At 69.2% G+C, this 24,159-nt stretch carries 23 protein-coding genes; 9 read left to right on the forward strand and 14 right to left on the reverse strand.

The annotated features are described in order from the left end of the window. Positions 1–35: 35 nt before the first annotated feature. The 5 genes from K8O92_02910 to K8O92_02930 all read right to left on the reverse strand — a co-directional run bounded on the left by K8O92_02910 (position 36) and on the right by K8O92_02930 (position 5,312). Entirely contained in the window at positions 36–1,025 is a 990-nt protein-coding gene (locus K8O92_02910; protein ID UAK35398.1) for a hypothetical protein, read from the reverse strand. Between the two features lie 88 nt (positions 1,026–1,113). Continuing rightward, the gene (locus K8O92_02915; protein ID UAK32978.1) at positions 1,114–2,073 is read right to left on the reverse strand and encodes an RNA polymerase sigma-70 factor; all 960 of its coding nucleotides are present in this window, start codon (positions 2,071–2,073) and stop codon (positions 1,114–1,116) included. 135 nt (positions 2,074–2,208) lie between these two features. After that, a complete protein-coding gene (locus K8O92_02920; GenBank protein UAK32979.1) occupies positions 2,209–3,399 on the reverse strand; it encodes an FAD-dependent oxidoreductase in 1,191 nt (396 codons plus the stop codon). Positions 3,400–3,631: 232 nt separating this feature from the next. Then, complete coding sequence (gene purE, locus K8O92_02925) at positions 3,632–4,147, reverse strand: 5-(carboxyamino)imidazole ribonucleotide mutase (GenBank protein UAK32980.1); 516 nt, start codon at positions 4,145–4,147, stop codon at positions 3,632–3,634. Continuing rightward, complete coding sequence (locus K8O92_02930; GenBank protein UAK35399.1) at positions 4,140–5,312, reverse strand: 5-(carboxyamino)imidazole ribonucleotide synthase; 1,173 nt, start codon at positions 5,310–5,312, stop codon at positions 4,140–4,142. Before K8O92_02930 ends, purE begins: the two co-directional genes overlap by 8 nt. Before the next feature lie 87 nt (positions 5,313–5,399). Between K8O92_02930 and K8O92_02935 the strand changes: the two genes are divergently transcribed. Then, on the forward strand, positions 5,400–5,939 hold the full coding sequence (locus K8O92_02935; protein UAK32981.1) for a GtrA family protein: 540 nt from the start codon (positions 5,400–5,402) through the stop codon (positions 5,937–5,939). 1 nt (position 5,940) lies between these two features. Here the strand turns inward: K8O92_02935 and K8O92_02940 are convergent, their stop codons facing one another. From K8O92_02940 to K8O92_02950, 3 genes are read right to left on the reverse strand one after another with little or no spacing between them, the layout of a single operon-like run. After that, positions 5,941–7,245, reverse strand: a complete 1,305-nt coding sequence (locus K8O92_02940) for a HAMP domain-containing histidine kinase (GenBank protein ID UAK32982.1) — start codon at positions 7,243–7,245, stop codon at positions 5,941–5,943. A gap of 1 nt (position 7,246) precedes the next feature. After that, positions 7,247–7,924, reverse strand: a complete 678-nt coding sequence (locus K8O92_02945) for a response regulator transcription factor (protein ID UAK32983.1) — start codon at positions 7,922–7,924, stop codon at positions 7,247–7,249. 17 nt (positions 7,925–7,941) lie between these two features. Then, positions 7,942–8,487 (reverse strand): PH domain-containing protein, encoded by a 546-nt coding sequence (locus tag K8O92_02950; GenBank protein UAK32984.1) that lies wholly within the window; start codon positions 8,485–8,487, stop codon positions 7,942–7,944. A 189-nt stretch (positions 8,488–8,676) separates the two neighbouring features. On the opposite strand from K8O92_02950, the gene K8O92_02955 reads away from it, so the two are divergent. Further along, positions 8,677–9,630, forward strand: coding sequence for an acyl-ACP desaturase (locus K8O92_02955; protein ID UAK32985.1), 954 nt, complete (start codon positions 8,677–8,679; stop codon positions 9,628–9,630). Positions 9,631–9,708: 78 nt separating this feature from the next. On the opposite strand, the gene K8O92_02960 is transcribed toward K8O92_02955, so the two are convergent. Both K8O92_02960 and K8O92_02965 read right to left on the reverse strand, forming a co-directional pair. Continuing rightward, the gene (locus K8O92_02960) at positions 9,709–10,482 is read right to left on the reverse strand and encodes a biotin--[acetyl-CoA-carboxylase] ligase (protein UAK35400.1); all 774 of its coding nucleotides are present in this window, start codon (positions 10,480–10,482) and stop codon (positions 9,709–9,711) included. Positions 10,483–10,539: 57 nt separating this feature from the next. Continuing rightward, positions 10,540–10,803 carry a hypothetical protein gene (locus tag K8O92_02965; GenBank protein UAK32986.1) on the reverse strand — a complete coding sequence of 88 codons (264 nt, stop codon included), beginning with the start codon at positions 10,801–10,803 and terminating at the stop codon, positions 10,540–10,542. 206 nt (positions 10,804–11,009) lie between these two features. On the opposite strand from K8O92_02965, the gene K8O92_02970 reads away from it, so the two are divergent. The 3 genes from K8O92_02970 (at position 11,010) to K8O92_02980 (ending at position 13,805) form a co-directional block, all read left to right on the forward strand. Further along, positions 11,010–12,650 carry an acyl-CoA carboxylase subunit beta gene (locus tag K8O92_02970; protein ID UAK32987.1) on the forward strand — a complete coding sequence of 547 codons (1,641 nt, stop codon included), beginning with the start codon at positions 11,010–11,012 and terminating at the stop codon, positions 12,648–12,650. Positions 12,651–12,843: 193 nt separating this feature from the next. After that, positions 12,844–13,176, forward strand: a complete 333-nt coding sequence (locus K8O92_02975) for an acyl-CoA carboxylase subunit epsilon (GenBank protein ID UAK32988.1) — start codon at positions 12,844–12,846, stop codon at positions 13,174–13,176. Next, on the forward strand, positions 13,173–13,805 hold the full coding sequence (locus K8O92_02980) for a Maf family nucleotide pyrophosphatase (GenBank protein ID UAK32989.1): 633 nt from the start codon (positions 13,173–13,175) through the stop codon (positions 13,803–13,805). The genes K8O92_02975 and K8O92_02980 overlap by 4 nt, the downstream gene beginning before the upstream one ends. On the opposite strand, the gene K8O92_02985 is transcribed toward K8O92_02980, so the two are convergent. Then, positions 13,734–14,528 carry a transcriptional regulator gene (locus K8O92_02985; GenBank protein ID UAK32990.1) on the reverse strand — a complete coding sequence of 265 codons (795 nt, stop codon included), beginning with the start codon at positions 14,526–14,528 and terminating at the stop codon, positions 13,734–13,736. The two genes, K8O92_02980 and K8O92_02985, sit on opposite strands and share 72 nt — an antisense overlap. Positions 14,529–14,696: 168 nt before the next feature. On the opposite strand from K8O92_02985, the gene K8O92_02990 reads away from it, so the two are divergent. The 3 genes from K8O92_02990 (at position 14,697) to K8O92_03000 (ending at position 18,699) form a co-directional block, all read left to right on the forward strand. Beyond that, complete coding sequence (locus K8O92_02990) at positions 14,697–15,614, forward strand: sulfurtransferase (protein ID UAK35401.1); 918 nt, start codon at positions 14,697–14,699, stop codon at positions 15,612–15,614. A 195-nt stretch (positions 15,615–15,809) separates the two neighbouring features. Next, the gene (locus K8O92_02995) at positions 15,810–17,615 is read left to right on the forward strand and encodes an acetyl/propionyl/methylcrotonyl-CoA carboxylase subunit alpha (GenBank protein ID UAK32991.1); all 1,806 of its coding nucleotides are present in this window, start codon (positions 15,810–15,812) and stop codon (positions 17,613–17,615) included. Between the two features lie 88 nt (positions 17,616–17,703). Then, on the forward strand, positions 17,704–18,699 hold the full coding sequence (locus tag K8O92_03000; protein ID UAK32992.1) for a patatin family protein: 996 nt from the start codon (positions 17,704–17,706) through the stop codon (positions 18,697–18,699). Between the two features lie 21 nt (positions 18,700–18,720). Here the strand turns inward: K8O92_03000 and K8O92_03005 are convergent, their stop codons facing one another. Then, positions 18,721–20,793: a protein kinase gene (locus K8O92_03005; GenBank protein ID UAK32993.1), complete on the reverse strand. Its 2,073-nt coding sequence runs from the start codon at positions 20,791–20,793 to the stop codon at positions 18,721–18,723. A 173-nt stretch (positions 20,794–20,966) separates the two neighbouring features. After that, on the reverse strand, positions 20,967–22,349 hold the full coding sequence (locus tag K8O92_03010) for a serine/threonine protein kinase (protein UAK32994.1): 1,383 nt from the start codon (positions 22,347–22,349) through the stop codon (positions 20,967–20,969). A gap of 201 nt (positions 22,350–22,550) precedes the next feature. Between K8O92_03010 and K8O92_03015 the strand changes: the two genes are divergently transcribed. Continuing rightward, positions 22,551–22,895: a hypothetical protein gene (locus tag K8O92_03015; GenBank protein UAK32995.1), complete on the forward strand. Its 345-nt coding sequence runs from the start codon at positions 22,551–22,553 to the stop codon at positions 22,893–22,895. Positions 22,896–22,958: 63 nt separating this feature from the next. Here K8O92_03015 and K8O92_03020 read toward each other — a convergent pair whose 3' ends face one another. Beyond that, positions 22,959–24,125: a YncE family protein gene (locus K8O92_03020; GenBank protein UAK35402.1), complete on the reverse strand. Its 1,167-nt coding sequence runs from the start codon at positions 24,123–24,125 to the stop codon at positions 22,959–22,961. Positions 24,126–24,159 lie beyond the last annotated feature (34 nt).

Below are 24,159 nucleotides of genomic sequence, written 5' to 3' on the forward strand. Positions count from 1 at the left end.
ATGCCACCGCCGGCCGGCTTGCCGCTCGATGCGGGTCAGCTGGCGAGGGTGGCGTGCTGCGGGCCGGTGGGTGCGTCGCGCACCGCGCCGTTGGCGGCACGACGCGCGCGCGACCCGCCGACCAGGCAGAGTGCGACACCGAGCGCGAGCCAGGCCAGCAGGACGATGACGGCTTGGGTGGCGCCGCGTCCGTCGAAGAAGGCGGTGGAGCGCAGCAACCTGCCGCCCGCGCCGGGCGGCAGCAGCTGGCCGAACGCGCCGGACCAGCCGGGCAGCATCTCCGGCGCGGTCGCGGCACCCGACAGGGGGTTGCCGATGAGCATCATGACCACGGCGCCGATTCCGATTCCGACGTATCCCGACAGGGATTCCAGCCCGAGGACGACCAAGGAGGTGGCCGCGATGCTGAGGGCGACCGCGCCGGAGTTGGCGAGGTAGGAGCCGCTCAGCGAGCCGAACCAGAACTGCAGGATCGCTGCCACGGCCAGGCCGCCGGTGACCGCGAAGGCGAGTGCCCCGGTGACCCGGCGGACGGCGCCACGAACGAGCCTGGTCAGCAGCACGGCGGCCAGCAGACCGCCCATGACAAGGGGCAGGGCGCCTGCGGCCAAGCCCGCGCCGCGTGGGTCGTCGGCGGGCAGGGCGGCGAGATCGCGGACTGCGGGCGGTGTGCCGGTGCTGCCCGCCTGGCCGAGACCGGTCGCCATGGTCTGCAAGGTCTGGGCGACCGCGGTGCTGGCTGCGGAGGCGAGGAGGACCTGCGGGGCGCCGGAACTCAGGTCGATCGCCCCGTAGACCTGCCGGTCACGGATGAGTTGTTCGGCGGCCGCGGTGTCGGCGACTTCGGTGAACTCGAAGCCGTGCGGGAGACGGTGATCGAGGGCGGCGCGAACCTGCCCGACCACCGTGGCCGGCCCCGCGACGGCGATCGGCACATCGTGTACCGAGGATCGTACCGATGGCCAGGCGAAAGCGATCAGCAGCAGGCTGACGATCGCTGTCAGCAGGGCTACAGCTGCGGCCACTGTCGTCCATCGGGACGGAAGCGGGTCGGTGGCGAGCGGTGCCCGCGTGGTCATGTCTTCTCCTCGAACAGTGGGCCGTGGCTGGTGTTCATCGCAGGGTGAGCGGGGTCTCGGATTCGATGTGGGTCAGTTTCTGCGGGTTGCGCACGTAGTAGAGGCCGGTGATGCGGGCGTCCTCGACGCGCATCGCGATGACGCCGTCGAGCGCTCCCTCGACGTGCAGCGCCAACGCGGGACTGCCGTTGATCGAGGTCGGCTCGACGGTGAGCGTGACCTTGTTCTTGGTGAGGCCGCCGACGATGAAGCGCGCGACCTTGTCGGCGCCGATGACCGGCCGTGGCGTGGCCTGTTTGATGCCACCTCCGTCACTGATCGCCACGACGTCGGGGGCGAGTACGTCGAGCAGGCCTTGCAGGTCCCGAGTTTCCAACGCCCGGCGGAAAGCCTCGGCAGCCGCCTCGGCCTGGCGCGCGGTGACCGAGCGACGTGGTCGGCGGGCTTCGACGTGGCGGCGGGCGCGGTGAGCGATCTGGTGCACGGCCGCCGGGGTTTTGTCGACCGCCGCGGCGATCTCGTCGTAATCGATCCCGAATGCCTCACGCAGCACGAACACCGCGCGCTCGGTCGGGCTCAATGTCTCGAGGACGAGCATCAGAGCCATCGACACGCTTTCGGAGAGCTCGACATCGACGGCCACGTCCGGAGTGGTGAGCAGCGGCTCCGGCAGCCAGGAGCCGACGTACGACTCTCTGCGGCGCTTCATCGACCGCAGCCGGTTGAGCGCTTGGCGAGTGGTGATGCGAACCAGGTAGGCGCGTGGGTCGTCGACGTTCGTCGCGTCGACCGCGATCCAGCGCAGCCAGGCTTCCTGCATGACGTCTTCGGCGTCGGCCGCTGACCCGAGCATCTCGTACGCGACGGTGAACAGCAGCCTGCGGTGGGCGACGAACGTCTCGGTCGCTTCGATGGTGGCGTGGTCGCCGCTGTCGCGACCCGCTGCCGTGTCACCGGCCCGCCGATGCCCACGGGGTTCACTTGTTGTGTCCATGGGGTCCTCCCCAGTCGGCCATTGTCAGGTCCGGCTCCCGGTAGTCCGGTGGCGCCCAGGGCGGCAGCGTCCGTAATTCAGGCGCTGCCGCACCCGTGCAGCCGAGATCACCGGCCCGACCACGATGGCGGTGTCCTACGCGACCCGTGCCGCCGCGTCGTCGCGCTGAGCCTGCAGCAGCGCCGGCCTGTGCTTGCCGTCCTTGGGCCAGGAGTGCGAGCCGGGTTTGTGCGCTTCCTCCACCAAATGTTTGACGCTGGCGGCGCAGGAGAATTCCTTGAGCTTCTTGCCCACGGGTCCGGTGAAGTAGAGCCGGATCGCGGTGTCGTCCTTGTGGGCGAGCTGGAAGATCCCGGCGCGGCGGCCGAAGCTGATGCACATGGCGGGAAACGACAGATCGACCGGCTCCGGCTGCTCACCGGCGATCCGGTGCAGCACCGTGTCGGCGGCGTGGGCGCCCAGGCATCCCGCGGCGTAGGCGCTCATCCGGAACGGCAGATCCGACGGCGCCGCCGAATCGCCCGCCGCGACGATGCGCTCGTCATCGACGCTGGTCAGCGTCTCATCGGTGAGCAGCCGCCCGGCGGTGTCGGTGCTCAGCCCGCTGCGGGCGGCCAGATCAGGCACGCCGAAGCCAGCCGTCCATATGGTGACCTGACTGTTCAGCGTGCGGCCACCGCTGAGTCGTACGGACTCCGGGGTCACCTCCGTGACCGACGCGTCGGGGCCTTCCAGCACGCTGACGCCCAGCTTGGCGAGGTACTTGTGGGCGGTGCGCCGGGCCTTCGGATGCAGGTACGGACCGAGCACCCCGCCACAGACCAACGTGACCCCGCGGCCCTGCTCCGCCAGCTCCGCGGCGGTCTCGATACCGGTCGGACCACCCCCTACGACCGTCACCGCCGCCGTGATCGGCGTGTCGAACAGCACCGACCGCAACCGCTGAGCCGCCTCCAAGGTGGCGATCGGGTAGGCGAACTGCGCCGCGCCGGGCACCCGCGGGCCCGCGCTGCCGCTGCCCACCGCGTAGATCAGGTAGTCGTAGCCGAGCTCGCCACCCTCGGCCAGCGTCACCCTCCGCCCGGCCGCGTCGATCCCGGTCACGTTGTCCACGACCAGCCGGATGCCCTCGGCCAGCACTTCTCGAAAGTCGACGACCGCGTCGTGGGTTCCGCCCACCAACTGGTGCAGCCGCAACCGCGGAACGAACGCCTGGCGCGGATTGACCACCGTCACCGCCACGTCCGAACGCTGGGTCAAGCGGTTGGCCGCCATCACACCGGCATATCCCCCGCCGACCACGACCACTTCGGTCTTCTCGCTCATGGTGTCTCCTTCGCTCCGACAGGCTCGAGCACAAGACACCGCGGGGACGAACATCCTGACACGATGTGATGTAGATCACCATTCGATCCGTCCGGCCGGACCGCTCGAACCGGGCGAGCGGTTCGCGCGCGAACTCGGCACGAGCGACCGGACGGCGGCGAACGGTGTCGCCTACGCGGACGACCACGTTGACGGAGCCCCGCCCAAGCGGGTCTCCCGCATCCTGGACCGCTCAGCCCAGCAGCTTGGTGCGCAGGGCGTCGTCCTTTTCCAGGACCATCTGTTCGAGCCCGGCCTGGAACTGTTCCATGCGGGTGCGCAGGGCGGGGTCGTGGGCGGCGAGGATGCGGGCGGCGAGCAGGCCCGCGTTGCGGGCGCCGCCGATGGAGACGGTGGCGACGGGCACGCCCGCGGGCATCTGGACGATGGACAGCAGCGAGTCCATGCCGTCGAGGTACTTGAGCGGGACCGGCACGCCGATCACCGGGAGCGGGGTGGCGGAGGCGACCATGCCGGGGAGGTGGGCGGCGCCGCCCGCACCGGCGATGATGACCTTCAACCCGCGGCCGGCGGCATCACGCGCGTAGTCGAGCATGCGCTGCGGGGTGCGATGCGCCGAGACGACGCCCACTTCGAAGCGAATCCCGAACTCCGCCAGCGCTTCCGCGGCGGCCTCCATGGTCGGCCAGTCCGAGTCGCTGCCCATGATCAGGCCGACCGCCGGGGTCATGGCCACTGCTTCACTCATGCGGATCCCATCCGTCGGTCCAAACCGCGTGCGACATCCAGTGCGCCGCCCGCTCCGCCTTCTCCCGGACCTCGGCCACGTCGTCGCCGAGGATGTTGATGTGCCCGATCTTGCGGTCGGGGCGCTCGCCCTTGCCGTACAGGTGCACTTTCGCCTCGGGGAGCCTGGCGAACAGGTGGTGCAGCCGCTCGTCCATCGACATCGCGGGAGCCTGCGGCGCGCCGAGGATGTTCGCCATCACGGTCACCGGGGCCAGCGGCGAGGTGTCGCCGAGCGGGTAATCGAGCACGGCCCGCAGATGCTGCTCGAACTGCCCGGTGCGAGCGCCGTCCATCCCCCAGTGCCCGGAGTTGTGCGGGCGCATCGCCAGCTCGTTCACCAGCAACTTCCCGTCCGTGGTCTCGAACAGCTCCACCGCCATGACGCCGACGACGCCGAGTTCACCGGCGAGGTTCAACGCCATGGTCTCCGCCGCGGCGGCCGTATCCTCCGGCAGGCCGGGGGCCGGCGCGATGACGACCGCGCACTGGCCCTTGCGCTGCACGGTCTCCACCACCGGCCAGGTCGCCGCCTGCCCGAACGGCGAGCGGGCCACCATCGCCGACAGCTCGCGTGCCAGGTCGATCTTCGCCTCGGCGAGCAACTGGACGCCGTGCGCCAGCTGATCGGTGACGATCTGTTCGGCCGCGCCGGCGGATTCCGGCATCCAGACGCCGCGGCCGTCGTAACCACCGCGCACCGCCTTCAGCACGATCCGCCAGCCGTGCTCGTCACCGAACCGCACGGCGTCGTCCACCGAGGTCACCGGCGTGAACGCGGGCACGGGCAGCCCGAGTCCGCTCAGTTTGGTGCGCATGGCCAGCTTGTCCTGCGCGTAGACCAGCGCCTGTGGGGGCGGCTGCACGTTGACACCCTCGGCGACCAGCGCCTCCAAGTGCTCGGTCGGCACGTGCTCGTGGTCGAAGGTCAGCGCGTGCGAGCCGACCGCCGCCTTGCGCAGGGCGGTCAGGTCGGTGTGGCTGCCGAGCACCACCTCCGGGCTCACCTGTGCGGCCGGGTCCTCGGGGTTCTCCGCGAGCACGCGCAGCCGCTGACCCAGCGCGATCGCCGCCTGGTGGGTCATGCGCGCCAACTGGCCGCCACCGATCATGGTGACGGTGGGCATTGCCGATGGATCGAAGGAACGTGCGCTCACGTCGGACAATATTGTCATGTCCGGCGCAAATGATGGGTACCGGTACACTCCGGTCTTGTGTCATTCGTCGACGACGTGGTCAGCGTCCTCCCCAAGCCGCTGCAAGATATCGCGTACCGGCATCGGGAACTGATCAAGTTCGCGATCGTCGGCGCCACCACGTTCGTGATCGACAGCGGCATCTTCTACGCGCTGAAGTGGACGGTGCTCGCGGAGAAACCGGTGACGGCCAAGATCATCTCCGGCGTCATCGCCGTGATCGCGTCCTACATCCTGAATCGGGAATGGTCGTTCAAGCACCGCGGCGGGCGGGAACGTCATCACGAAGCGCTGCTGTTCTTCGGCGTCAGCGGCGTCGGCGTCGTCCTGGCCTTCACGCCGTTGTGGATCTCCAGCTACATCTTCGACCTACGCCAGCCCAACGTGAGCTTCACGGTCGAGAACATCGCCGACTTCATCAGCGCGTTCATCATCGGCAATCTGCTGCAGATGGCGTTCCGTTTCTGGGCGATGCGCCGCTGGGTCTTCCCGGACGAAATGCGCGAATTGGAAGCGGAATTCGTGGACTTGGTGGAAGAGGAACTCGGCCGCAGCTGAGTCACCGCGGTTCGGGCACCGCCGCGTTCGGCGAACGCCCCTTCGAGGACCCGAGGAACACCGCGAACAGCGCGGGCCTGCGCCGCTGCAATTCCAGCCGCCCGCCGTCCGCCTCGACCAGCGCCCGCGCCAGAGCGAGCCCCACGCCGGTGGAACCGCCCGCGGAGAAGCCTCGATCGAAGATGTGCGGCGCGAGTTCGTCACGCACTCCCTGCCCCTCGTCGGCGACCTCGACGCACACCAGCGGCTCCCGGTCGGCGCCCGGCCGCACCTCGCGCACCGACACCGTGCAGGTGCCGCCGCCGTGCATGAGCGCGTTGTCCACCAGCACCGCGACCGCCTCGCGCAGCCGCGAACCCGTGAGCGGCGCGCGCAGCGACTCGTCGCCGGTCAGCGTCAGGGTGCGGCCCGCCTCGGTGAACGGGTGGGTCCACTCGGCGACCACGCCGCGCAACTCGTCCATCACCGGTACCGGATCGCGATCGGCCGCATCCTCGTCGCGGGACGCGCGCACCAGGTCGTCGATCGCGTCGGTGAGCCGGTCGACCTGGGCCATCGCCTCCTCGGCTTCGTGCACCACCTCCGGATCGGCATGCGCCGACAGCTCGTCGAGGCGCAACCGCACGGCGGTCAACCTGCTGCGCAACTGATGGGAGACGTCCGCCACCAGTGCGTGTTCGCGCTGCAGCCGTCCGGCGATCTCCACGGTCGCGGAGTCGAGCACGTCGGAGACCCGATCCAGTTCCGCGATGCCGTGCCTGCGCGAATCGGGCCGGAAATCGCCCATCGCCAGCCGCGCCGCCCGCGCCGCGACATCGCGCAGCGGATCGGCCACCCGCCGGGCGGTGACCACCGCGACCGAGACCGCCGCGCCGAGCGACGCGAGCACCGCCAGCGCGACCACCGCGACCGCTTGGCGCTGCATGGCGTGCATCGGCGCCGAGGGCACCTCCAGGCGCAGCGAACCGGACGTGCCCATCGACAGCGATTCGACGAGCGGATCGTGCACCTGCGCCACCCCGATGTCGCGGCGGAGGGCGTTGTCCTTCTGCGAGGGATAGACGATGGTGAGCCTGCCGTTCTCGGGCACCAGCGGCGCCACCGACCGGATGTCCAGCTCGCCGAGCACCATGCCGTCGCGCTCCTGCGCGATGATCTCCGCGGCGATCCGGTCCAGCCGGTTCTGGAGGTCGTTGCGGGTGATGTCCTCCACCCACAACCACGCCGTGTAGATGAGCGGCACGCCGAGCACCACCGTGGTGAGGGTCAGCACGGTGAGCATGGAACGCAGGATCCGGCGGCGCACGTCAGTCCGTGTTCAGCCGGAAGCCGACGCCGCGGACGGTGACGATGCGCCGTTCGGCCATGGGCCCCTCGTCGCCGATCTTGCGGCGCAGCCAGGACATGTGCATGTCCAAGGTCTTGGAACCGCGCAATTCCGCGTCGCCCCACACTTCGCGCAGGATGGTCTCGCGCGGCACCACTTGGCCCGCCCGGTCGATCAGCACCTTGAGCAGCTCGTATTCCTTGTTGGCCAAACCGATTTCGATGCCGTTGACCAGCACCCGCCGCGCGGCGGGCTCCAGGCGGATGCCGCCGACCTCCACCGTGTCGTCACCGATTCCGCTGCGCCGCAACAGCGCTCGCACCCGGGCGAGCAGCTCGGCCAGGCGGAACGGTTTGCCGACGTAGTCGTCGGCGCCGGCGTCCAGCCCCACGACGAAATCCACCTCGTCGGTGCGAGCGGTGAGCATCAAGACCGCCAGATCCGCTCCGCGGGCACGCACTTGACGGCATACCTCCAGCCCGTCCATGCCGGGCAGGCCGAGGTCGAGGATGAGCAGGTCATGACCGCCTTCCAGCGCCCGCTGCAACACGGCCGGGCCGAAACTCTCGACGGTCACCGAGTAGCCCTCGCGCCCGAGCGCGCGCGACAGCGGGGCGGCGATGGCCTCGTCGTCCTCGGCCAGCAGTACAGCGGTCATACGCCCAGGTTACGGGCTCAGCGGTAGCTGCGATGGTCGTCCCAGCGCTCGTCGCGCCCGTCGCGATGGCGTTCCACCTCGAAAACCTGGTGGTACAGCAGGGCGTGCACCTGCTGTACCGACGGGATGTCGTCGTACTCCAACGGCTCCGAGGAGGACGACTCGATGATCAACGTTCCGGTGCCGAGCAACCGATCGAACAGCCCGTGCCGGAACTGCACACTGGAGATCCGGCTCATCGGGATGTCGATGCCGCTGTGGGTGATCACGCCCTGGCGCACGAGCACACGCCGGTCGGTGACGATGAAATGCGTCGACTGCCAGGTGACAATCGGTGCGACACAGCGCCATAGGAGAATCCCCAGGTAGACCACGAGCACCGTGACGAGCAGCGCCGACAGTGTCGTGCCCTCGGCCTTGCGTGAGACGAGTCCCCCTGCGAAACCGGCGAGCGCCGTGGCGGCGATGAGCGTCACGATCGGCCAGAAGAGCATCTTCCAATGCGGATGGCGATGGAGCAGCAAGTGTTCCTCCGGCGCCAGCACATCCTCCGGATAACCCATGTCAGGAACACTACCGCCTGAAGATGCCCGAACGGCTGACACCGCAGCGCGTCATGCTGCACAATCGGCAGCCTGCGTGTGACTATTCCGCGCAGGTGCTTCTCCGCTCGATCTGGCTCTGTCCCGCCCGAAGTGCACAGCACGACGCCCGGCTCAGCATCATCGCCGATTCCGACTGTGGAGGAACGCGTGACCGAAGACCTGACCCCGCTGCAAATACTGGCCGAGCTCGAGCCGGTCGCCGAAGAGAATCTCGATCGGCACCTGTCCATGGCGAAGGACTGGAATCCGCACGATTACATTCCGTGGAGCCAGGGCCGCAATTTCGCCGCCCTCGGCGGCGCGGACTGGGAGCCGGATCAATCGAGACTCAGCGAGGTCGCCCGGGTCGCCATGATCACCAACCTGCTCACCGAGGACAACCTGCCCTCCTACCACCGGGAGATCGCGCAGAACTTCTCCGAGGACGGCCCGTGGGGCGTTTGGGTGGACCGCTGGACCGCCGAGGAGAACCGCCACGGCATCGCCATGCGGGACTACCTGGTGGTCACCCGCGGCGTCGATCCGGTCGCCCTGGAAGAGGCCCGGATGATCCACATGAGCACCGGTGTCCAGTCGCCGGACGGGTGGGGCGGATTCCTCGCGAGCATCGCCTACGTCACCTTCCAGGAACTGGCCACCCGCGTCTCGCACCGCAATACGGGCAAGGCGTGCAACGACGCGGTTGCCGATCGAATGCTCCAGCGCATCGCGGCCGACGAGAACCTGCACATGATCTTCTATCGCTCGGTGTGCGGTGCGGCACTGGACCTCGTGCCCGACCAGGCGATGCCCGCGATCACCAGGATTGTGACGAACTTCGTGATGCCCGGCGCCGGGATGCCCAATTTCCGCCGCTACGGCGTGCTCATGGCCAAACACGGCATCTACGACCTGCGCCAGCACTTGGAGGAGGTGCTCCAGCCGGTGTTCAAGCAGTGGAACGTCTTCGACCGCTCCGATTTCGGGCCGCGCGGCGAGCAGGCGCGCGACGAACTGGGCGAGTACGTCGAGAAGCTGGGCAAGGACGTGGTCAAGTTCGAGGAGCAGCGCGACCGTGCTCTGGCCCGTGATGCCGCGCGCGGCGTCACCCAGCACGCCTGAGCGCCACTACGCGCGATCCGATCGACAACGGGCGATCCGGAGGAGGCGCGGTCGTGCCGCGCCGCCGAGCGAACCGGGTCAGTACTGGGCGCGCAGGTGCGTCACGTCGCCCGCGGACACCGCTTGGTCGCCGATGAGCAGGCGGCCGTAGTCGTCGACGCCTTCGGCGACGCCGGTCAGCGTCCGTCCCCCGGGCAGCTCGGCGCGCACTTCGGTGCCGATCGTCGCGCACCGTTCCCGGTAGGCGGCGGCCAGCTCGTCGGTCGCCCAGTCCGCGTCGCGCCACGAGGTGAAGCGGCGGGCGAACTCCGTCAGCACCGATCGCACGAGCACCGTGCGATCGGTCTCGCGCGCGCCCGCGATGGTCAATGAAGTGGCGTGCGGCACCGGCAGTTCTTCTTCGGTGAGACTCACGTTGAGCCCGAGCCCGATCACGACGGCGGGCGCGCCACCCGCGTTCGACGCGACCTCGGCCAGGATGCCCGCCACCTTGCGGCCCTCGATCAGCACATCGTTGGGCCACTTCAACTCCGCGGCCACACTCGCCGTCGTCCGCAGCGCGTCCACCACGGCGACGCCGGTCAGCAGCGCCAGCCAGGCGAGCGAGGCCGGACCGATCCCGGGCAACCGCACCAGCAGCGACATCGCCAGCTGCGCCCGGGGCGGGCTGACCCAGGTGCGCGCGTGCCTGCCGCGCCCTTGCACCTGGGTCTCGGCCAGGAGAACCACGTGGTCGGCGCCCGGATCGGCCGCCCGGGCGATCAGGTCCGCGTTCGTGGACCCGGTCGACTCCACCACGTCGATCCGGGAGAAGAACGACAGCTCGGGCGACTCGGCGGCACCGCGCCGCAATTGCTCTGCATCCAAGGGTGGCCTCTGCACACCGGCAGGCTACTCGCCGCCGGAGCGCTAACCGGCCAGGTCGTATTCGAATACGATCGGGTCGGACGACGCCATGCCCGCACGGTCGCCGCCCTCCCCCTCGGCTTCGGCAGTCTCGGCCCAGTACTCGGGCTCGCCGTACTTCGGCGCCGTCTCGGCGGTCCGCGTCCACGCCGCCGCGGCGGCGTACTCGGGGGCCGCCGCGGCGGCGTACTCGGGGGCCGCCGCGGCGGCGTACTCGGGGGCCGCCGCGGCGGCGTACTCGGCGAAGGCCCTACCCCATTCCCACATGACGGGCTCCTCCCCTGAGCTCGAAAATCCGTCGCCTCGAGGCTATCCGGAACCCGCCCGTGAACGATACTTGTTTTCCGCCCCGTCAACCCGGCTACCGACCAGGAAGTTTGCGTCGGAAATATGATCTAGCTGCGGTTTTCTACTCATGGGTAGCCCGGACTTGGTTAGAAGGAAATGGCTGGTACTGGTTACACTCCGATGCCATGACGAGTGTCCAGCAGCAGCCCGCATCAGGTCCGGCGGGCGACCCCGATATCCACACCACCGCCGGGAAGCTGGCTGACCTGCGGAATCGGCTGGAAGAGGCCAAGCACCCGATGGGTGAGGCCGCGGTCGACAAGGTGCACGCGAAGGGCAAGATGACCGCCCGCGAGCGCATCCTCGCCCTGCTGGACGAAGGCTCCTTCGTGGAACTCGACGCCCTGGCCCGCCATCGCAGCGTGAACTTCGGGCTGGAGAACAACCGCCCGCTCGGCGACGGCGTGGTGACCGGGTACGGCACCATCGACGGCCGCGACGTCTGCATCTTCAGCCAGGACGTCACGGTGTTCGGTGGCAGTCTCGGCGAGGTCTACGGCGAGAAGATCGTCAAGGTGATGGACCTGGCTCTGAAGACCGGCCGCCCGTTGATCGGCATCAACGAGGGCGCGGGCGCGCGCATCCAGGAGGGCGTGGTCTCCCTCGGCCTCTACGGCGAGATCTTCCACCGCAACATCCAGGCCTCGGGCGTGATCCCGCAGATCTCGCTGATCATGGGCCCGGCCGCCGGTGGGCACGTGTACTCCCCCGCACTGACCGACTTCGTCGTGATGGTCGACGGCACCAGCCAGATGTTCGTCACCGGCCCGGACGTCATCAAGACGGTCACCGGCGAGGACGTCACCATGGAGGACCTGGGCGGCGCGCACACGCACATGACCAAGTCCGGCGTCGCGCACTACGTCGCCTCCGGCGAGCAGGACGCGCTGGACTACGTCAAGGATCTGCTGTCCTACCTGCCGAGCAACAACCGCGCCGAGGCGCCGCGGTTCCCTGCCACCGACCCGATTCCGGGCGCGATCGAGGACTCGCTCACCGAGGAGGATCTCGAGCTGGACTCGATCATCCCGGACTCGCCGAACCAGCCCTACGACATGCACGAGGTCATTCGTCGCCTGCTCGACGACGACGAGTTCCTGGAGGTGCAGGCCGAGCGCGCGATGAACGTCATCGTCGGCTTCGGCCGGATCGACGGCCGCAGCGTCGGCATCGTGGCCAACCAGCCCACCCAGTTCGCGGGCTGCCTGGACATCGACGCCTCGGAGAAGGCCGCGCGCTTCGTGCGCACCTGCGACGCGTTCAACGTCCCGATCATCACCCTGGTCGACGTGCCCGGGTTCCTGCCCGGCACCGGGCAGGAGTACAACGGCATCATCCGGCGCGGCGCGAAGCTGCTCTACGCCTACGGTGAGGCCACTGTGGGCAAAATCACGATCATCACCCGCAAGGCCTACGGCGGCGCCTACGACGTCATGGGTTCCAAGCACATGGGCGCCGATGTGAACCTCGCGTGGCCGACTGCTCAGATCGCGGTCATGGGCGCTTCGGGCGCTGTCGGATTCGTCTACCGCAAGCAGCTGCAGCAGGCCGCCAAAGACGGCCAAGACGTCGATGCGCTGCGGCTCGAGCTCCAGAACGAGTACGAGGACACGCTCGTGAACCCGTACGTCGCCGCCGAGCGCGGCTACGTGGACGCGGTGATCCCGCCGTCGCACACCCGCGGCCAGATCGTGTCCGCGCTGCGACTGCTCGAACGCAAGATGGTGACCCTTCCGCCGAAGAAACACGGCAACATCCCGCTGTGATCGAGCGATACGCTCGATAGGCCGCGCACAAAGGGTGGCGTCGGACTCGGTAGCACTTACCCTGGCGTGTACCGCCTTGTTGCAAAGACGCAACGAGTGAATCCGAGGATGATCGCTTCATCCATAGCTTGTCGGAAAACGGGAACAGCCTGATCAGTTCACCTGATTCGAGGCGAAGAGAGGACCTGGCACTGTGACGACCGTGGCAGAAGAAGATGTGTTGAGCGCCGTCGAACTGGATCTCACAGTCGACCCGATCACGGACGAGGTAGGTGCGCCCACCTCGAACGCGGCCGCGCTACCCGCCGAGGCCACCGCTGAACCGTTCTTCCGCGTCGTGAAGGGCTCGCCCACCGACGAGGAACTCGCCGCGCTGGTGTGCGTGCTGTCCGCGGCCGCGAACGGCACCGCGCAGACCGGCCCCGCGGGCCCGCCCGACATGTGGGGCCGTCCCACGCTGATGCATCGCGGCGCGTCGCCGTTCTCCCCGTACGCATTCCCGCAGCTGTCCCACCTGCGCGGGTGACGCGGCTGATCCTGGCTTCCGCGTCCCCGGCCCGCCGGGAGGTGCTCCGTTCGGCGGGCATCGACCCGATCGTCCGGGTCTCCGCCGTGGACGAGGACGCGGTCGCCGCCGCCCTCCCCGAGGGCACGCCACCCCAGGTGGTCGTGGTGGAACTCGCGCGTGCCAAAGCGGCCGCCGTGGTCGCCGAGATCCCGGAGTTCGCCGCCGATTGCGTTGTGGTCGCCTGCGATTCCATGCTGCTCGTCGACGGCGAGTTGCAGGGCAAGCCGCACACACCGGAGGTCGCCCGCGCTCGGTGGGGTGACATGGCCGGGCGCAGCGCTGATCTCGTCACCGGTCACTGCGTGGTGCGGATGCGCGACGGGCAGATCACCGCCGAGGCGGTCGACTGCAGCAGCACCACCGTGCATTTCGCCAAGCCGGAGCCGGACGAACTGGACGCCTACATCGCGACCGGAGAGCCGCTCCAGGTGGCTGGCGCGTTCACCCTCGACGGGCTCGGCGGCTGGTTCGTCGACCGCATCGATGGTGACCCGTCCAGCGTCATCGGCATCGGGCTACCACTGCTGCGCCGACTGCTTGGCGATGTTGGGATCAGCGTTACGCAACTGTGGGGCCACACGGCCTGAGGGCGGCGCGGACACGGACTCGGCGTCACCGCCCGCGGGCACCGTCCTTTCGTCGAGCCTGGCCGTCCCGGCGGTCGCCTCGCGCTGCGCGGCGATGAGTTCCAGTCGGGCCACGCACAGTTCCGGCTCGACGAAAGGATGCATCCGCACGTCGATCGCGCCGCGCGCGCCGCCCCGGTCGAGCACCTCTTCGAGCAGACCCAGGTGCACACCGCACACCACCTCGGAGTGCGTCCGCGCGAGCTCGCGCAGCGGACACGCCGTCAACCGGATCAGCACCTTCCCCTCGGCCTCCGGGGACGGATCGCGCTCGGGCGCGAAACCCAGTTCCGACATCAACGTCATCGTGAGGTCTTTGGCGTCCTCCAGCGACTCGACCCGGTGGTCACCGACGTCGAGTCTGGTGCCCCAGGCACGGCCCGCCGCGATCGCGGCCTCGGATCTGCGCCGCGGATCAGGGCCGAGCTGATCGGCGAGCACCTGCGCCAGATCCTGGTAGCCGACCGATCGCTGCACCGCGCTGTACCCGATGCGCGGACGTCCGCGACCGCGCGGCGGCTGCTGGAACTGCCGGACGAGGGATTCCCTGGTGAGCACGTCGAGATGGAAACGAACCGTCGTGACGTGCTGTCCGGTGATTCTGGCCAGTTCCTGGGCGTCGAGAGGCTCGCTGGCGCCACGTAGGATCGCGAGCAGTCGCCGCCGCGGCCAAGAATCGGACATAGCTCACCCCTCCTCCCGGGAGACTTTATCGGATGTAGGTGCCCTTTATTCGGCCCTCATCCGATTTGTGATCTGAAACGACAGTCACTAACGCCTCACACCTACCATCGCTGTGAGACCTCGAACCGCTGCCACCGCCGTCCACCCATGCGTGAAGGAACCGACACCGTGCCCGTCGCCCCGGACCCTCATCCCTCGCTCGGTCTCTACGCACATCCTCACCGACTAGTAACCACGGAGTGGCTGTCGGCAAACATAGGCGCGCGGGGACTCAAGATCATCGAGGCCAACGAGGACACGCTGCTCTACGACATCGGGCACGTTCCGGGCGCCACCAAACTGGATTGGCGAAGCGATCTGAACGATCCGGTCACGCGCGACTATATCGACGGAACCCGCTTCACCGAACTCATGCGCGCCAAAGGGATAGAACGTGACGACACGGTCGTGATCTACGGGGACCGGAGCAACGCGCAGGCGGCGCACGCGGCGTGGGTGTTCACCCTGTTCGGGCACGAGGACGTGCGGCTGCTCGACGGCGGGCGCGCGGCGTGGATCTCCGAGGGGCGCGACACGACTTTCGAACCGGACTATCCGGTGCGCAGCGCCTACCCGGCCGTACGCCGCGACGACGGCACCTTCCGGGCCTTCCGGGAGGACGTGCTCGCCCACCTCGGCAAACCGGTGATCGACGTGCGCTCGCCCGAGGAGTACTCCGGCGCGCGCACCATGGAGCCGGCCGATCCCGAGGACGCGGCGCTGCGCGGCGGCCACATTCCCAGCGCGTCGAACGTCCCGTGGAACGAGGCGCTCACCGCCGACGGACGCTTCCGTGCGCGGGACGAACTCGACGCGGTCTATAGCGCGTTGACCGGCGCGGAGGCCGTGATGGTCTACAGTCGAGTCGGCGTGCGATCCAGTCACAGCTGGTTCGTCCTGACCTATTTGCTCGGGCGCCATGGCGTGCGCAACTACGACGGTTCCTGGACCGAGTGGGGCAACTCGGTGCGGATGCCCATCGCCAAGGGGTACGACCCCGGCGAGGTGCCAGCGCGCGGTGGTACCCGGCGCACCCGGAGCAGGTAGTCGGGGTGCGGTCCCAAACACAGATCGCGTACGTTGTGATCTGCGACCTACTGTTGAGTAGGTCTAGCCGAGTTCGGCGTCTGTTGGCAGACTGCCTACACTCGCCCGAGACGTAAGTTTGTCGATTACGGGAGCGGAGCCCACGCAGCGACCATCCCCGGCGAAGCGACCAGAAGAATGCACACAGGAGGCTCAGTGCCCAGCCATGCCAGCGCGCGGATCACGAAGGTACTCGTAGCTAACCGAGGCGAGATCGCCGTGCGCGTTATCCGGGCGGCCAAGGACGCCGGTATCGGCAGCGTCGCGGTCTACGCCGAGCCGGACGCCGACGCTCCGTTCGTCAAGCTCGCCGACGAGGCCTTCGCCCTGGGTGGGCAGACCTCGGCCGAGTCGTACCTGGTGTTCGACAAGATCCTCGACGCCGCGGCCAAGTCCGGCGCCGACGCCATCCACCCCGGCTACGGCTTCCTGTCCGAGAACGCCGACTTCGCCCAGGCCGTCATCGACGCCGGGCTGATCTGGATCGGCCCCTCCCCCCAGTCCATCCGCGACCTCGGTGACAAGGTCACCGCGCGGCACATCGCCGAGCGCGCGAAAGCGCCGATGGCCGCGGGCACCAAGGACCCGGTCAAGGACGCGAACGAGGTCGTCGAGTTCGCGAAGACCTACGGCGTGCCGGTGGCCATCAAGGCGGCCTTCGGCGGCGGCGGACGCGGCATGAAGGTCGCGCACTCCATCGAGGAGATCCCGGAGCTGTACGACTCGGCCGTGCGTGAGGCGACCGCGGCGTTCGGTCGTGGCGAGTGCTTCGTCGAGCAGTACCTGGACAAGGCCCGCCACGTCGAGGCGCAGGTCATCGCCGACAAGCACGGCAACGTCATCGTCGCGGGCACCCGCGACTGCTCGCTGCAGCGGCGCTTCCAGAAGCTCGTCGAGGAGGCCCCCGCGCCGTTCCTGTCCGACGAGGTCCGCGCGAAGATTCACGCCTCCGCCAAGGCCATCTGCAAGGAAGCCGGCTACTACGGCGCGGGCACCGTCGAGTACCTGGTACAGGGCGAAACGGTCTCCTTCCTCGAGGTGAACACCCGTCTGCAGGTGGAGCACCCGGTCACCGAGGAGACCGCGGGCATCGACCTGGTGCGCCAGCAGTTCCGCATCGCCAACGGCGAGAAGCTGGAAATCACCGAGGACCCGACGCCGCGCGGTCACTCCTTCGAGTTTCGCATCAACGGCGAGGACGCCGGCCGCGGCTTCCTGCCCGCCCCCGGCCCGGTCACCGTGTACAAGGAGCCCACCGGCCCCGGCGTGCGCGTGGACTCCGGCGTGGTGGCCGGCAGCGTGATCGGCGGACAGTTCGACTCGATGCTGGCCAAGCTCATCGTCACCGGCGAGAACCGCACCCAGGCGCTGGAGCGGGCGCGGCGCGCACTGGCCGAGTACGAGGTCGACGGCCTGGCCACGGTCATCCCGTTCCACCGGGCGATCGTCGAGGACCCGGCGTTCATCGGTGACGGCGAGAAGTTCGACGTCTACACCAAGTGGATCGAGAACGAGTGGGTCAACACCGTCGAGCCGTTCGCGGGCGCGGGCGCCCCGGACGACGAGGACGAGGACCTGCCGCGGCAGAAGGTCGTCGTCGAGGTCGGTGGACGCCGGGTCGAGGTGTCGCTGCCCGGTAACTTCACCGTCGGGGCCGGTGCGGCCGGCGCGGCGGGCAACGGCGCGGGTGTGATCCGCAAGAAGCCCAAGCCGCGCAAGCGTGGCGGCGCGGGCGGCGGCGCGGCCTCCGGTGACGCGGTCACCGCTCCCATGCAGGGTACCGTCGTCAAGGTCGCCGTCGAAGAGGGCCAGACGGTCGAGGCGGGCGATCTGATCGTGGTACTCGAGGCCATGAAGATGGAGAACCCGGTCAACGCCCACAAAGCCGGCGTCGTCACCGGCCTGTCTGTCGAGGCGGGCGCGGCGATCACCCAGGGAACGGTTCTCGCGGAGATCAAGTAGCACCTGGCGGTAAAGCGTCGCGGAGCGGGCACAGGACGACGAGGTCCGTGCCCGCTCTCGCTGTTCACGCGGCGGTCCCTCCGTCGTCATGCGAGCTGCCTCCGCCGGACCGGATCCGCACACCAGGGTGTCGTATCGTGATCCGGTGACCAGCTCGACAAGCGTCTCCCCCGTCGCGGAGGTGATCCGCGCGCGCCGCGCCACCGGCGGCCGCGCCGACGGTCACCGCCTGGCGCTGGTGGTGGAGGGCGGCGGCAGCCGTGGGGTGTACTCCAGCGGCATGGTGTCCGCACTGGAGGAACTCGGCCTCGCAGGGGTGTTCGACGCGGTCTACGGCACGTCGGCGGGCGCGATCAACGGCGCCTGGCTGCTGTGCGGGCGCGCGATCCCCGGCATGCGTTCGTGGACCGATCCGACGATCATGCGCCGGGCCATCGACCCGGCCCGTCTCCTGCGCGGACGTCCCGCGTTCGATCTGCGGTATCTCGTGCACCAGGTGTACGACGGCATCGAACCGATGGATTTCGACGCGATCCTGGCCAACTCCACGACGTTCCATCCGATCGCCACCGACATCCGGACCGGGCAGGCGGTCGACCTGCATCCGCACATCACCGACAAGCGCACGCTCATGCGCGCGCTGCGGGCGTCGGCGGGCCTGCCCCTTCTGGCCGGGCCGCCGGTCGTTCTGGGGGCCTCGGCCTACTTCGACGGCGGTCTCTCCGAGACGGTGCCGATCCGCACCGCGGTCCAGGCGGGCGCAACGCACGCCTTGGTCCTGCGTACCCGGCGGGTGGACGAGCGGCGCCCGCCCGCTTCGCGGCTGCATCAGATCGTCGGCGGCGGCTATCTGCGCGCCGTGGCCCCGGGCGCGTACCGGGCCTGGATCGAGCGCCCCGGCCAGCAGGACATCGAGGACCGGGCGCTCGCCGCACTGGGCGAGTCCGTCCTCCAGATCCACCCGCCGCCCGGCTCTCCCGACATCGACAGCGCCGCCCGCGACACCACCCTGCTGGCCGCGGCTCTCCAGATCGGCCGTCGAGCCGTCCTAGACGCGCTCTCCGCGGTCCTCCCGGCCGTCTGACCTGACTTTCCGTTCGGCGACTCAGCCCAGGTGGACCCGGACGCCGTTCGACAGGACGAAGTCGTGGAGTTCGAGGTGGTCGGGCGTGGCGGACGGGGGCAGGTCGAAAACGAGTTTCGTGGTGGCGGACTGGCCCGGACGCAGCTCGAAAGAGTAGCCGAGGCGCTGCTGGGTGTTCTGCCACATGGTTGCGGTGGCGTTGTGGTCGAAGGGCGTGTTCTGCTCGTCCACGAGGCGCTGGCCCAGGGGCAGGAACCACTTCGTCTCGTCGGAGATATTGCGAACGTCCAGCGTGACGATCAGGAACGAGCCCGCGGCCGTTTGCAGTCCGATTCGGGAAACGCCCGTGTCGACCTTCGTCACGACGAACTCGAATTTGCCGTCGCGCACGGCACTGCCCACCGGCGCTACGGCTGCCGCGTCGGGCAGGGGCTCGTCCCGGCCCGGTCCCGGATGCTCCACCGCTACTGCCGAGGGCGGCGACGTGGGCGCGGGTGAGCCGGAGTCGCCGGTCCTGGTACCCGCCGCGATCAAGGCGACGCAGCCGGCCGCGAACGCGAACGGCGCGAGGAACACGACGATCAGCGCGCTGATCATCTTCGACAGGAGACTTCGGCGGCGTCGCGGCCGCCGACGCGGGACCGGGCTGCGGGGACGCCGTTGCGCGATCGAGGAATACCCCGGAGGTTGGACCGCTGGAAAGACCTTTCGCGCCGGCGCGCCGTTCTGCCGAGACGGCGGCGCTAGGGGTGACGGGACGCGTGCCCGCAGTGCGAGCAACCGCCCCTGCCGACCCTGCTGTCCGCGCCAAGCGGTTCCAGCGGCGTACACCCCGTTCTGATACCAGCGCCGGACGGCTGGATACGGCTGCCGCACAAGGGGATAACCGCTGGCCGCGCGCACCTGCTGCTGAGGGGCAGGTCCGTGCACTGACGAAGCCGGATTCGGAACGCGCTGTCCGGGAACAGGGTTTGGTAGGGCCGCGGCCTGGGGCCAGTCGAGCCTCGTCGCCACGAGCGTCGGGGTCGGACCTGGCTCCGGCATCACTTCGGTCGGGGCGGGCGTCGGCTTCGGCTTCGAATCCGAGGGTTCCTGGGGAGCGACGGGCCGAGGACCCGACTGCTGCGAGTAATCGCTCCGCGCAGCCGGATTCGCCGGACCACGGTCCTCGGAACGATGCGCGTTTGCCCATGGGGCCTCAGGCTCTGCGGACGCCCCGGCGGTCAGTGGCTTCGTGGACGGTCGGCCCGATCCTGAGGGCGGCGGCACGGCTCGGGGCTCCGCGACGCCGATCGCGAGGCGGGCGGCCGCGGCGAATTCCCCTGCTGTGGGGAATCTTTCACTCGGCTCCTTGGCCAGACCGCGGGCGATGACGGCGTCGAGCGCGGCGGGCACCCCGGCGCGCACCGCACCGGCCCGTGGGGCAGGCGCCATCAAATGGGCGTGCATCTGCTGCGCGGGATCGGTGTCGCCGTAGAGCCGGGAGCCGGTGAGGCATTCGTAGAGCACGCAGGCCAGCGAGTAGACGTCGGCGCGCCCGTCCACCGCCCCGGTGAACCGTTCCGGGGCCATGTACGCGAGGGTGCCGATCGCCATGCCGGTGGTGGTCACGGCCGTCCGGCCGAGCCCGTGCACGATGCCGAAGTCGATCAGATAGGTGAAGCCGCTCGGGTGGACGACGATGTTCGACGGTTTGACATCGCGGTGTACCAGCCCGGCCCGGTGCGCGACGTCCAGCGCGGCGGCGACGTGTCCGATGATGCCGACCGCCACGGCCGGCGGCATGGGGCCCTCGGCCACCAGCTTGCCCGCCAAGTCGGAGCCCTCGACGAACTGCATGTCGATGTAGAGGCGGCCGTCGATCTCGCCGAAGCGGTGGATGCGCGGCACGTGTGGGTCGCGCAACCGCGCCACCGCTTCGGCTTCGCGCTCGAAGCGCTTGCGGTATCCCTCCGCGGCCGCGAGTTCGGCGGGCAGGAGTTTCAACGCCACCCGGCGCGCCGCCACCGTGTCGTACGCCAGCCACACTTGACCCATGCCGCCCTTGCCGAGCAAGCGCTCCAGCCGGTAACCCCCGAATCGCACCTCCCCCATCGCGAACCTCCAGTCACCGTTGACGTCCGGTCGACCCGGCCTCCACCTGCGGCGGGAACTCCGGGAAACACCAGATCACCGCGCGAATGCCGAAGAACGTGGCCTCTTTCGGAGCGTAACCGCACCCCGCGTCGCGCACCACTGTGTGCTCGACGACAGTCCGTCAAGCCCGCCTACTTGCCGGGTTTGGGCTTGTTTTTGTCCCTGCCGTTGCCCTGGTCCGCATTGCCGGGCTTGTCCCGGTCACGCTTGTCGCCACCCGAGCTGTGCTGCTCGGGAGCGTTCTCGACGTTCCCCACGGCGACACCGCCGGGAGCCGGAAGCCAACTGGCACGGCCCGTCGCCAGCGGAGTACAGGTCAGCAGGAGGCCGTCCACGGTGACACTGTCCACGTCCGCCACCGGATCACACGGCTGCCCGGCGCCGGGCAGGACCAAGGTGGGCGCCGAGATCGGCACCGGCGCCCGCGTGGCCGGGACGTGCGACGGCAATGTCGATTGTGTCGCGTGGTCCTGTTCGGAAGGCGGAGCCGAAGCGGTTGCCGAGCCCGCGTCGGCCATTTCCGGCCGTCCGAGCCACAGCGCCCCGGCCACCGCCACGACGAGCGTCCCGAAAGCCGCCAGAGCCAGACGCGGTCCGATGGACGTGCGCGCCTCGGACGAGACGTCGGTCCTGGCCGTCGCACGCGGCGGCGGCAGCACGAAGGTCGGCGACGAAGGCGCGAGTTCGACCGTGGTCGCGTCTCGACCTGTCACGGCCGCGTACCCGGCCGAGGCCAATTCCCCCGCGCTGGAGAACCGCCGGCTCGGGTCCTTCGCCATTCCGCGTGCGATCACCGCGTCCAGCTCCGGCGGCACGGCGGGGTTGAGCGTGGAGGCGAGCGGTGGTGTCTGCATGAGGTGGGCGCGCAACAGCCGCGGTGGGTCGCCGTCGTCGAACGGTCGTCGTCCGGTGACGCACTCGTAGAGCACGCAGGCCAGCGAATACTGGTCGGACCGGGGCACCGCCGCCCCCTCGAACCGCTCCGGCGCCATGTAGGCAAGGGTGCCTACCACATTGCCGGTGGCGGTGATCGCGGGCTGGTCGCTGCGGTGCGCGGTGCCGAAGTCGATCAGGTAGACCGCGTCGTCGGGGGTCACCATGATGTTGGATGGCTTCACGTCGCGGTGCACCAGGCCCGCACGATGCGCCGCGTCGAGCGCGGTGGCGGTCTGCGCCACGATCTCGATCGCACGCTCGGGTTCCAGTCGCCCCTCGCGCCGCAGCAGCGCGGCCACGTCACAGCCTTCGATGAACTCCATATCGATGTAGAGGCGACCGTCGAGTTCGCCGAAGGAATGGATCGGCACCAGGTGCGGCCCGCGCACCTGGGCCGCGAGCCGAGCCTCCCTGGTGAATCGCTGTCGGAATCTCGTATCCGCCGCATACGCGGGGGCCAAAACCTTCAATGCGACGGCACGGTCGGCGGTGGTGTCGTGCGCGAGCCAGACCTCGCCCATGCCGCCGCTACCTAGCAACCGATCGAGGCGGTAGTGGCCGAACCACAGCTCGCCCATGTCGACAGAACCTCCCGCTAGCCTCTTCCTCATGACCGAACTACCCGAAATCCGCATCGGCACCCCGAATGGCGCGAAATTCGCGCCGCGGCCATCCGATCATGTCGCAGCGAGGCCGCCGCGCGTCGCGGAATTCGACCGAGCGGTCACGGGGGCGCCGGTCTCATCGGGTGGCGGGCGCGGCGCAACGGGCGGATGCTGATGGAGCCGGTCGAGATCAACGCGGGTGCCTGGTATCTGCGCGCCCTGCGTGCCGACGACCGGATCGATGACCGTCCCGCTCTGGCCGCGGGCGGGATCACCGAGCCGGACTACGTCGCCCGGCGCAGTGCCGGCTGGGCGGAGGAGACGTGTTTCTCCTGGGCGGTGTGCGAACCGACGACGGCCGAGCTGGTGGCCGAGATCGCGGTGACGCCGATGGGCGACGGCACCGCGAACGTGACCGGATGGGCTCGCCCCGCCTACGAAACCGCCCTGGACGCGGGACTGGCTTCCGTCCGCCGTTTCGTCGAAGGCGGTTTGGGGCTGCGGCCGGTCGTCGCTTGACCACGGACCGGCGTGTCCGGCGCGCTCTACTCGCGCGAAAGGCGCACCGAAAGACGGACGAGGTCAGCGCATGACACCGGTGTGCCCGGTGGAATAGCGTCCTGGTTGCGGCCAGATGGTGAGCCCGTGCGGCCCCTTGCCGACGGGAATGCGCGCCAGCAGCGTCCAATTGACGATGTCGATGGCGTACACCTCGCCGTGGTGGCGGCCGGACGCCCAGAAAACACGCCCGTCCGCGGAGATATTGCCCATGTCGGGACTGCCGCCCGCGGGCACGAACCACTTGTACACCAGCCCGTTCGCCGCGAAATCCCACACCGAGATGCTGCCTTCGTGCCGGTTGGTGATGAGCATCCGCGTGGAGTCGCGGGTGACGTAGAGCCCGTGGGTTCCCTTACCGGTCGGCACGAACCCGGTGTTCTCGAAGGTGTGCGCGTCGAAGAGGTAGATGCCGTCGGCGGCCATGTCGGCGACGAAGAAGGTGTGCCCGTCCGGAGAGAGCTTCACATCCTGCGGCTTGCCCGAGGGTCCGCCCGGCAGGTCGATCACCTTGACGATCCTGCGCTCGGCCACGTCGAAAGCCAGCATCCGGCCGATGAATTCGCACGACGCGAGGGCGAAACGGCCGTCGGCGGTGAAGTCCATGTGGTCGACGCCCGCGCAGTCGGGGACCGCCAAAGCGTGCATCTTCTGCCAGGTCCGCGGGTCGTAGAAGTCCAGCGACTTGTCCGCCTCGGCGACGACGAGCGCGTACCGGCCGTCCGGGGTGTAGTACATGTTGTACGGATCGCGCACGGGGAAGGGTTCGCCCGGCCTCCCCGTCCGCGGATCGATCGGCAGCAGGCTGCCGCCGCCCAACGGCAGGTCGTTGGTGACGTAGAGCGTCTGCATGTCGTAGGAGGGGACGACATGCTGCGGCTCCGAACCGCCCGCGGGGAAGGTGTCGATCACCTGGAAGGTGTCCGGATCGATCACCGAGACCGTGTTCGACTGGCTGTTGGGCACGTAGACCAAGGGGCGATGGTCGGCCACGGCGGGGCTGAGTTCGCGGTTGGCCGCGTACACGTCGTTCGGTGAGAGCGGGGGCGGCATCCCGGGCAGCAGATCGGTCATGTGCGGTGGGAACGCGACGGTGGTGGGTGCGGCCACGGTGGTCGTGGCCGCCCGGCCTTCCTCGGTGCCCACCGTGCCCGCGTCACTGGCGGCGCAGCCCGCCACCGCCGAGAGCACGACGAGAGGGATCACGAGGTGGGGCGCGCAGCAT

Origin of the sequence: Nocardia asteroides, assembly GCA_019930625.1 — a bacterium.
GTDB lineage: Bacteria > Actinomycetota > Actinomycetes > Mycobacteriales > Mycobacteriaceae > Nocardia > Nocardia sputi.

What these genes read in the sequence shown, in the direction of transcription:
- K8O92_02915 (UAK32978.1), bottom strand. Translation starts at nt 2,073, where the DNA reads ATGGACACAACAAGTGAACCCCGTGGGCATCGGCGGGCCGGTGACACG.
- K8O92_02970 (UAK32987.1), top strand. Translation starts at nt 11,010, where the DNA reads ATGACGAGTGTCCAGCAGCAGCCCGCATCAGGTCCGGCGGGCGACCCC.
- K8O92_02945 (UAK32983.1), bottom strand. Translation starts at nt 7,924, where the DNA reads ATGACCGCTGTACTGCTGGCCGAGGACGACGAGGCCATCGCCGCCCCG.
- K8O92_02920 (UAK32979.1), bottom strand. Translation starts at nt 3,399, where the DNA reads ATGAGCGAGAAGACCGAAGTGGTCGTGGTCGGCGGGGGATATGCCGGT.
- K8O92_02950 (UAK32984.1), bottom strand. Translation starts at nt 8,487, where the DNA reads ATGGGTTATCCGGAGGATGTGCTGGCGCCGGAGGAACACTTGCTGCTC.
- K8O92_02985 (UAK32990.1), bottom strand. Translation starts at nt 14,528, where the DNA reads ATGTCCGATTCTTGGCCGCGGCGGCGACTGCTCGCGATCCTACGTGGC.
- K8O92_02965 (UAK32986.1), bottom strand. Translation starts at nt 10,803, where the DNA reads ATGTGGGAATGGGGTAGGGCCTTCGCCGAGTACGCCGCCGCGGCGGCC.
- K8O92_03010 (UAK32994.1), bottom strand. Translation starts at nt 22,349, where the DNA reads ATGGGCGAGCTGTGGTTCGGCCACTACCGCCTCGATCGGTTGCTAGGT.
- purE (UAK32980.1), bottom strand. Translation starts at nt 4,147, where the DNA reads ATGAGTGAAGCAGTGGCCATGACCCCGGCGGTCGGCCTGATCATGGGC.
- K8O92_03005 (UAK32993.1), bottom strand. Translation starts at nt 20,793, where the DNA reads ATGGGGGAGGTGCGATTCGGGGGTTACCGGCTGGAGCGCTTGCTCGGC.
- K8O92_03000 (UAK32992.1), top strand. Translation starts at nt 17,704, where the DNA reads ATGCGAGCTGCCTCCGCCGGACCGGATCCGCACACCAGGGTGTCGTAT.
- K8O92_03015 (UAK32995.1), top strand. Translation starts at nt 22,551, where the DNA reads ATGGAGCCGGTCGAGATCAACGCGGGTGCCTGGTATCTGCGCGCCCTG.
- K8O92_02930 (UAK35399.1), bottom strand. Translation starts at nt 5,312, where the DNA reads ATGCCCACCGTCACCATGATCGGTGGCGGCCAGTTGGCGCGCATGACC.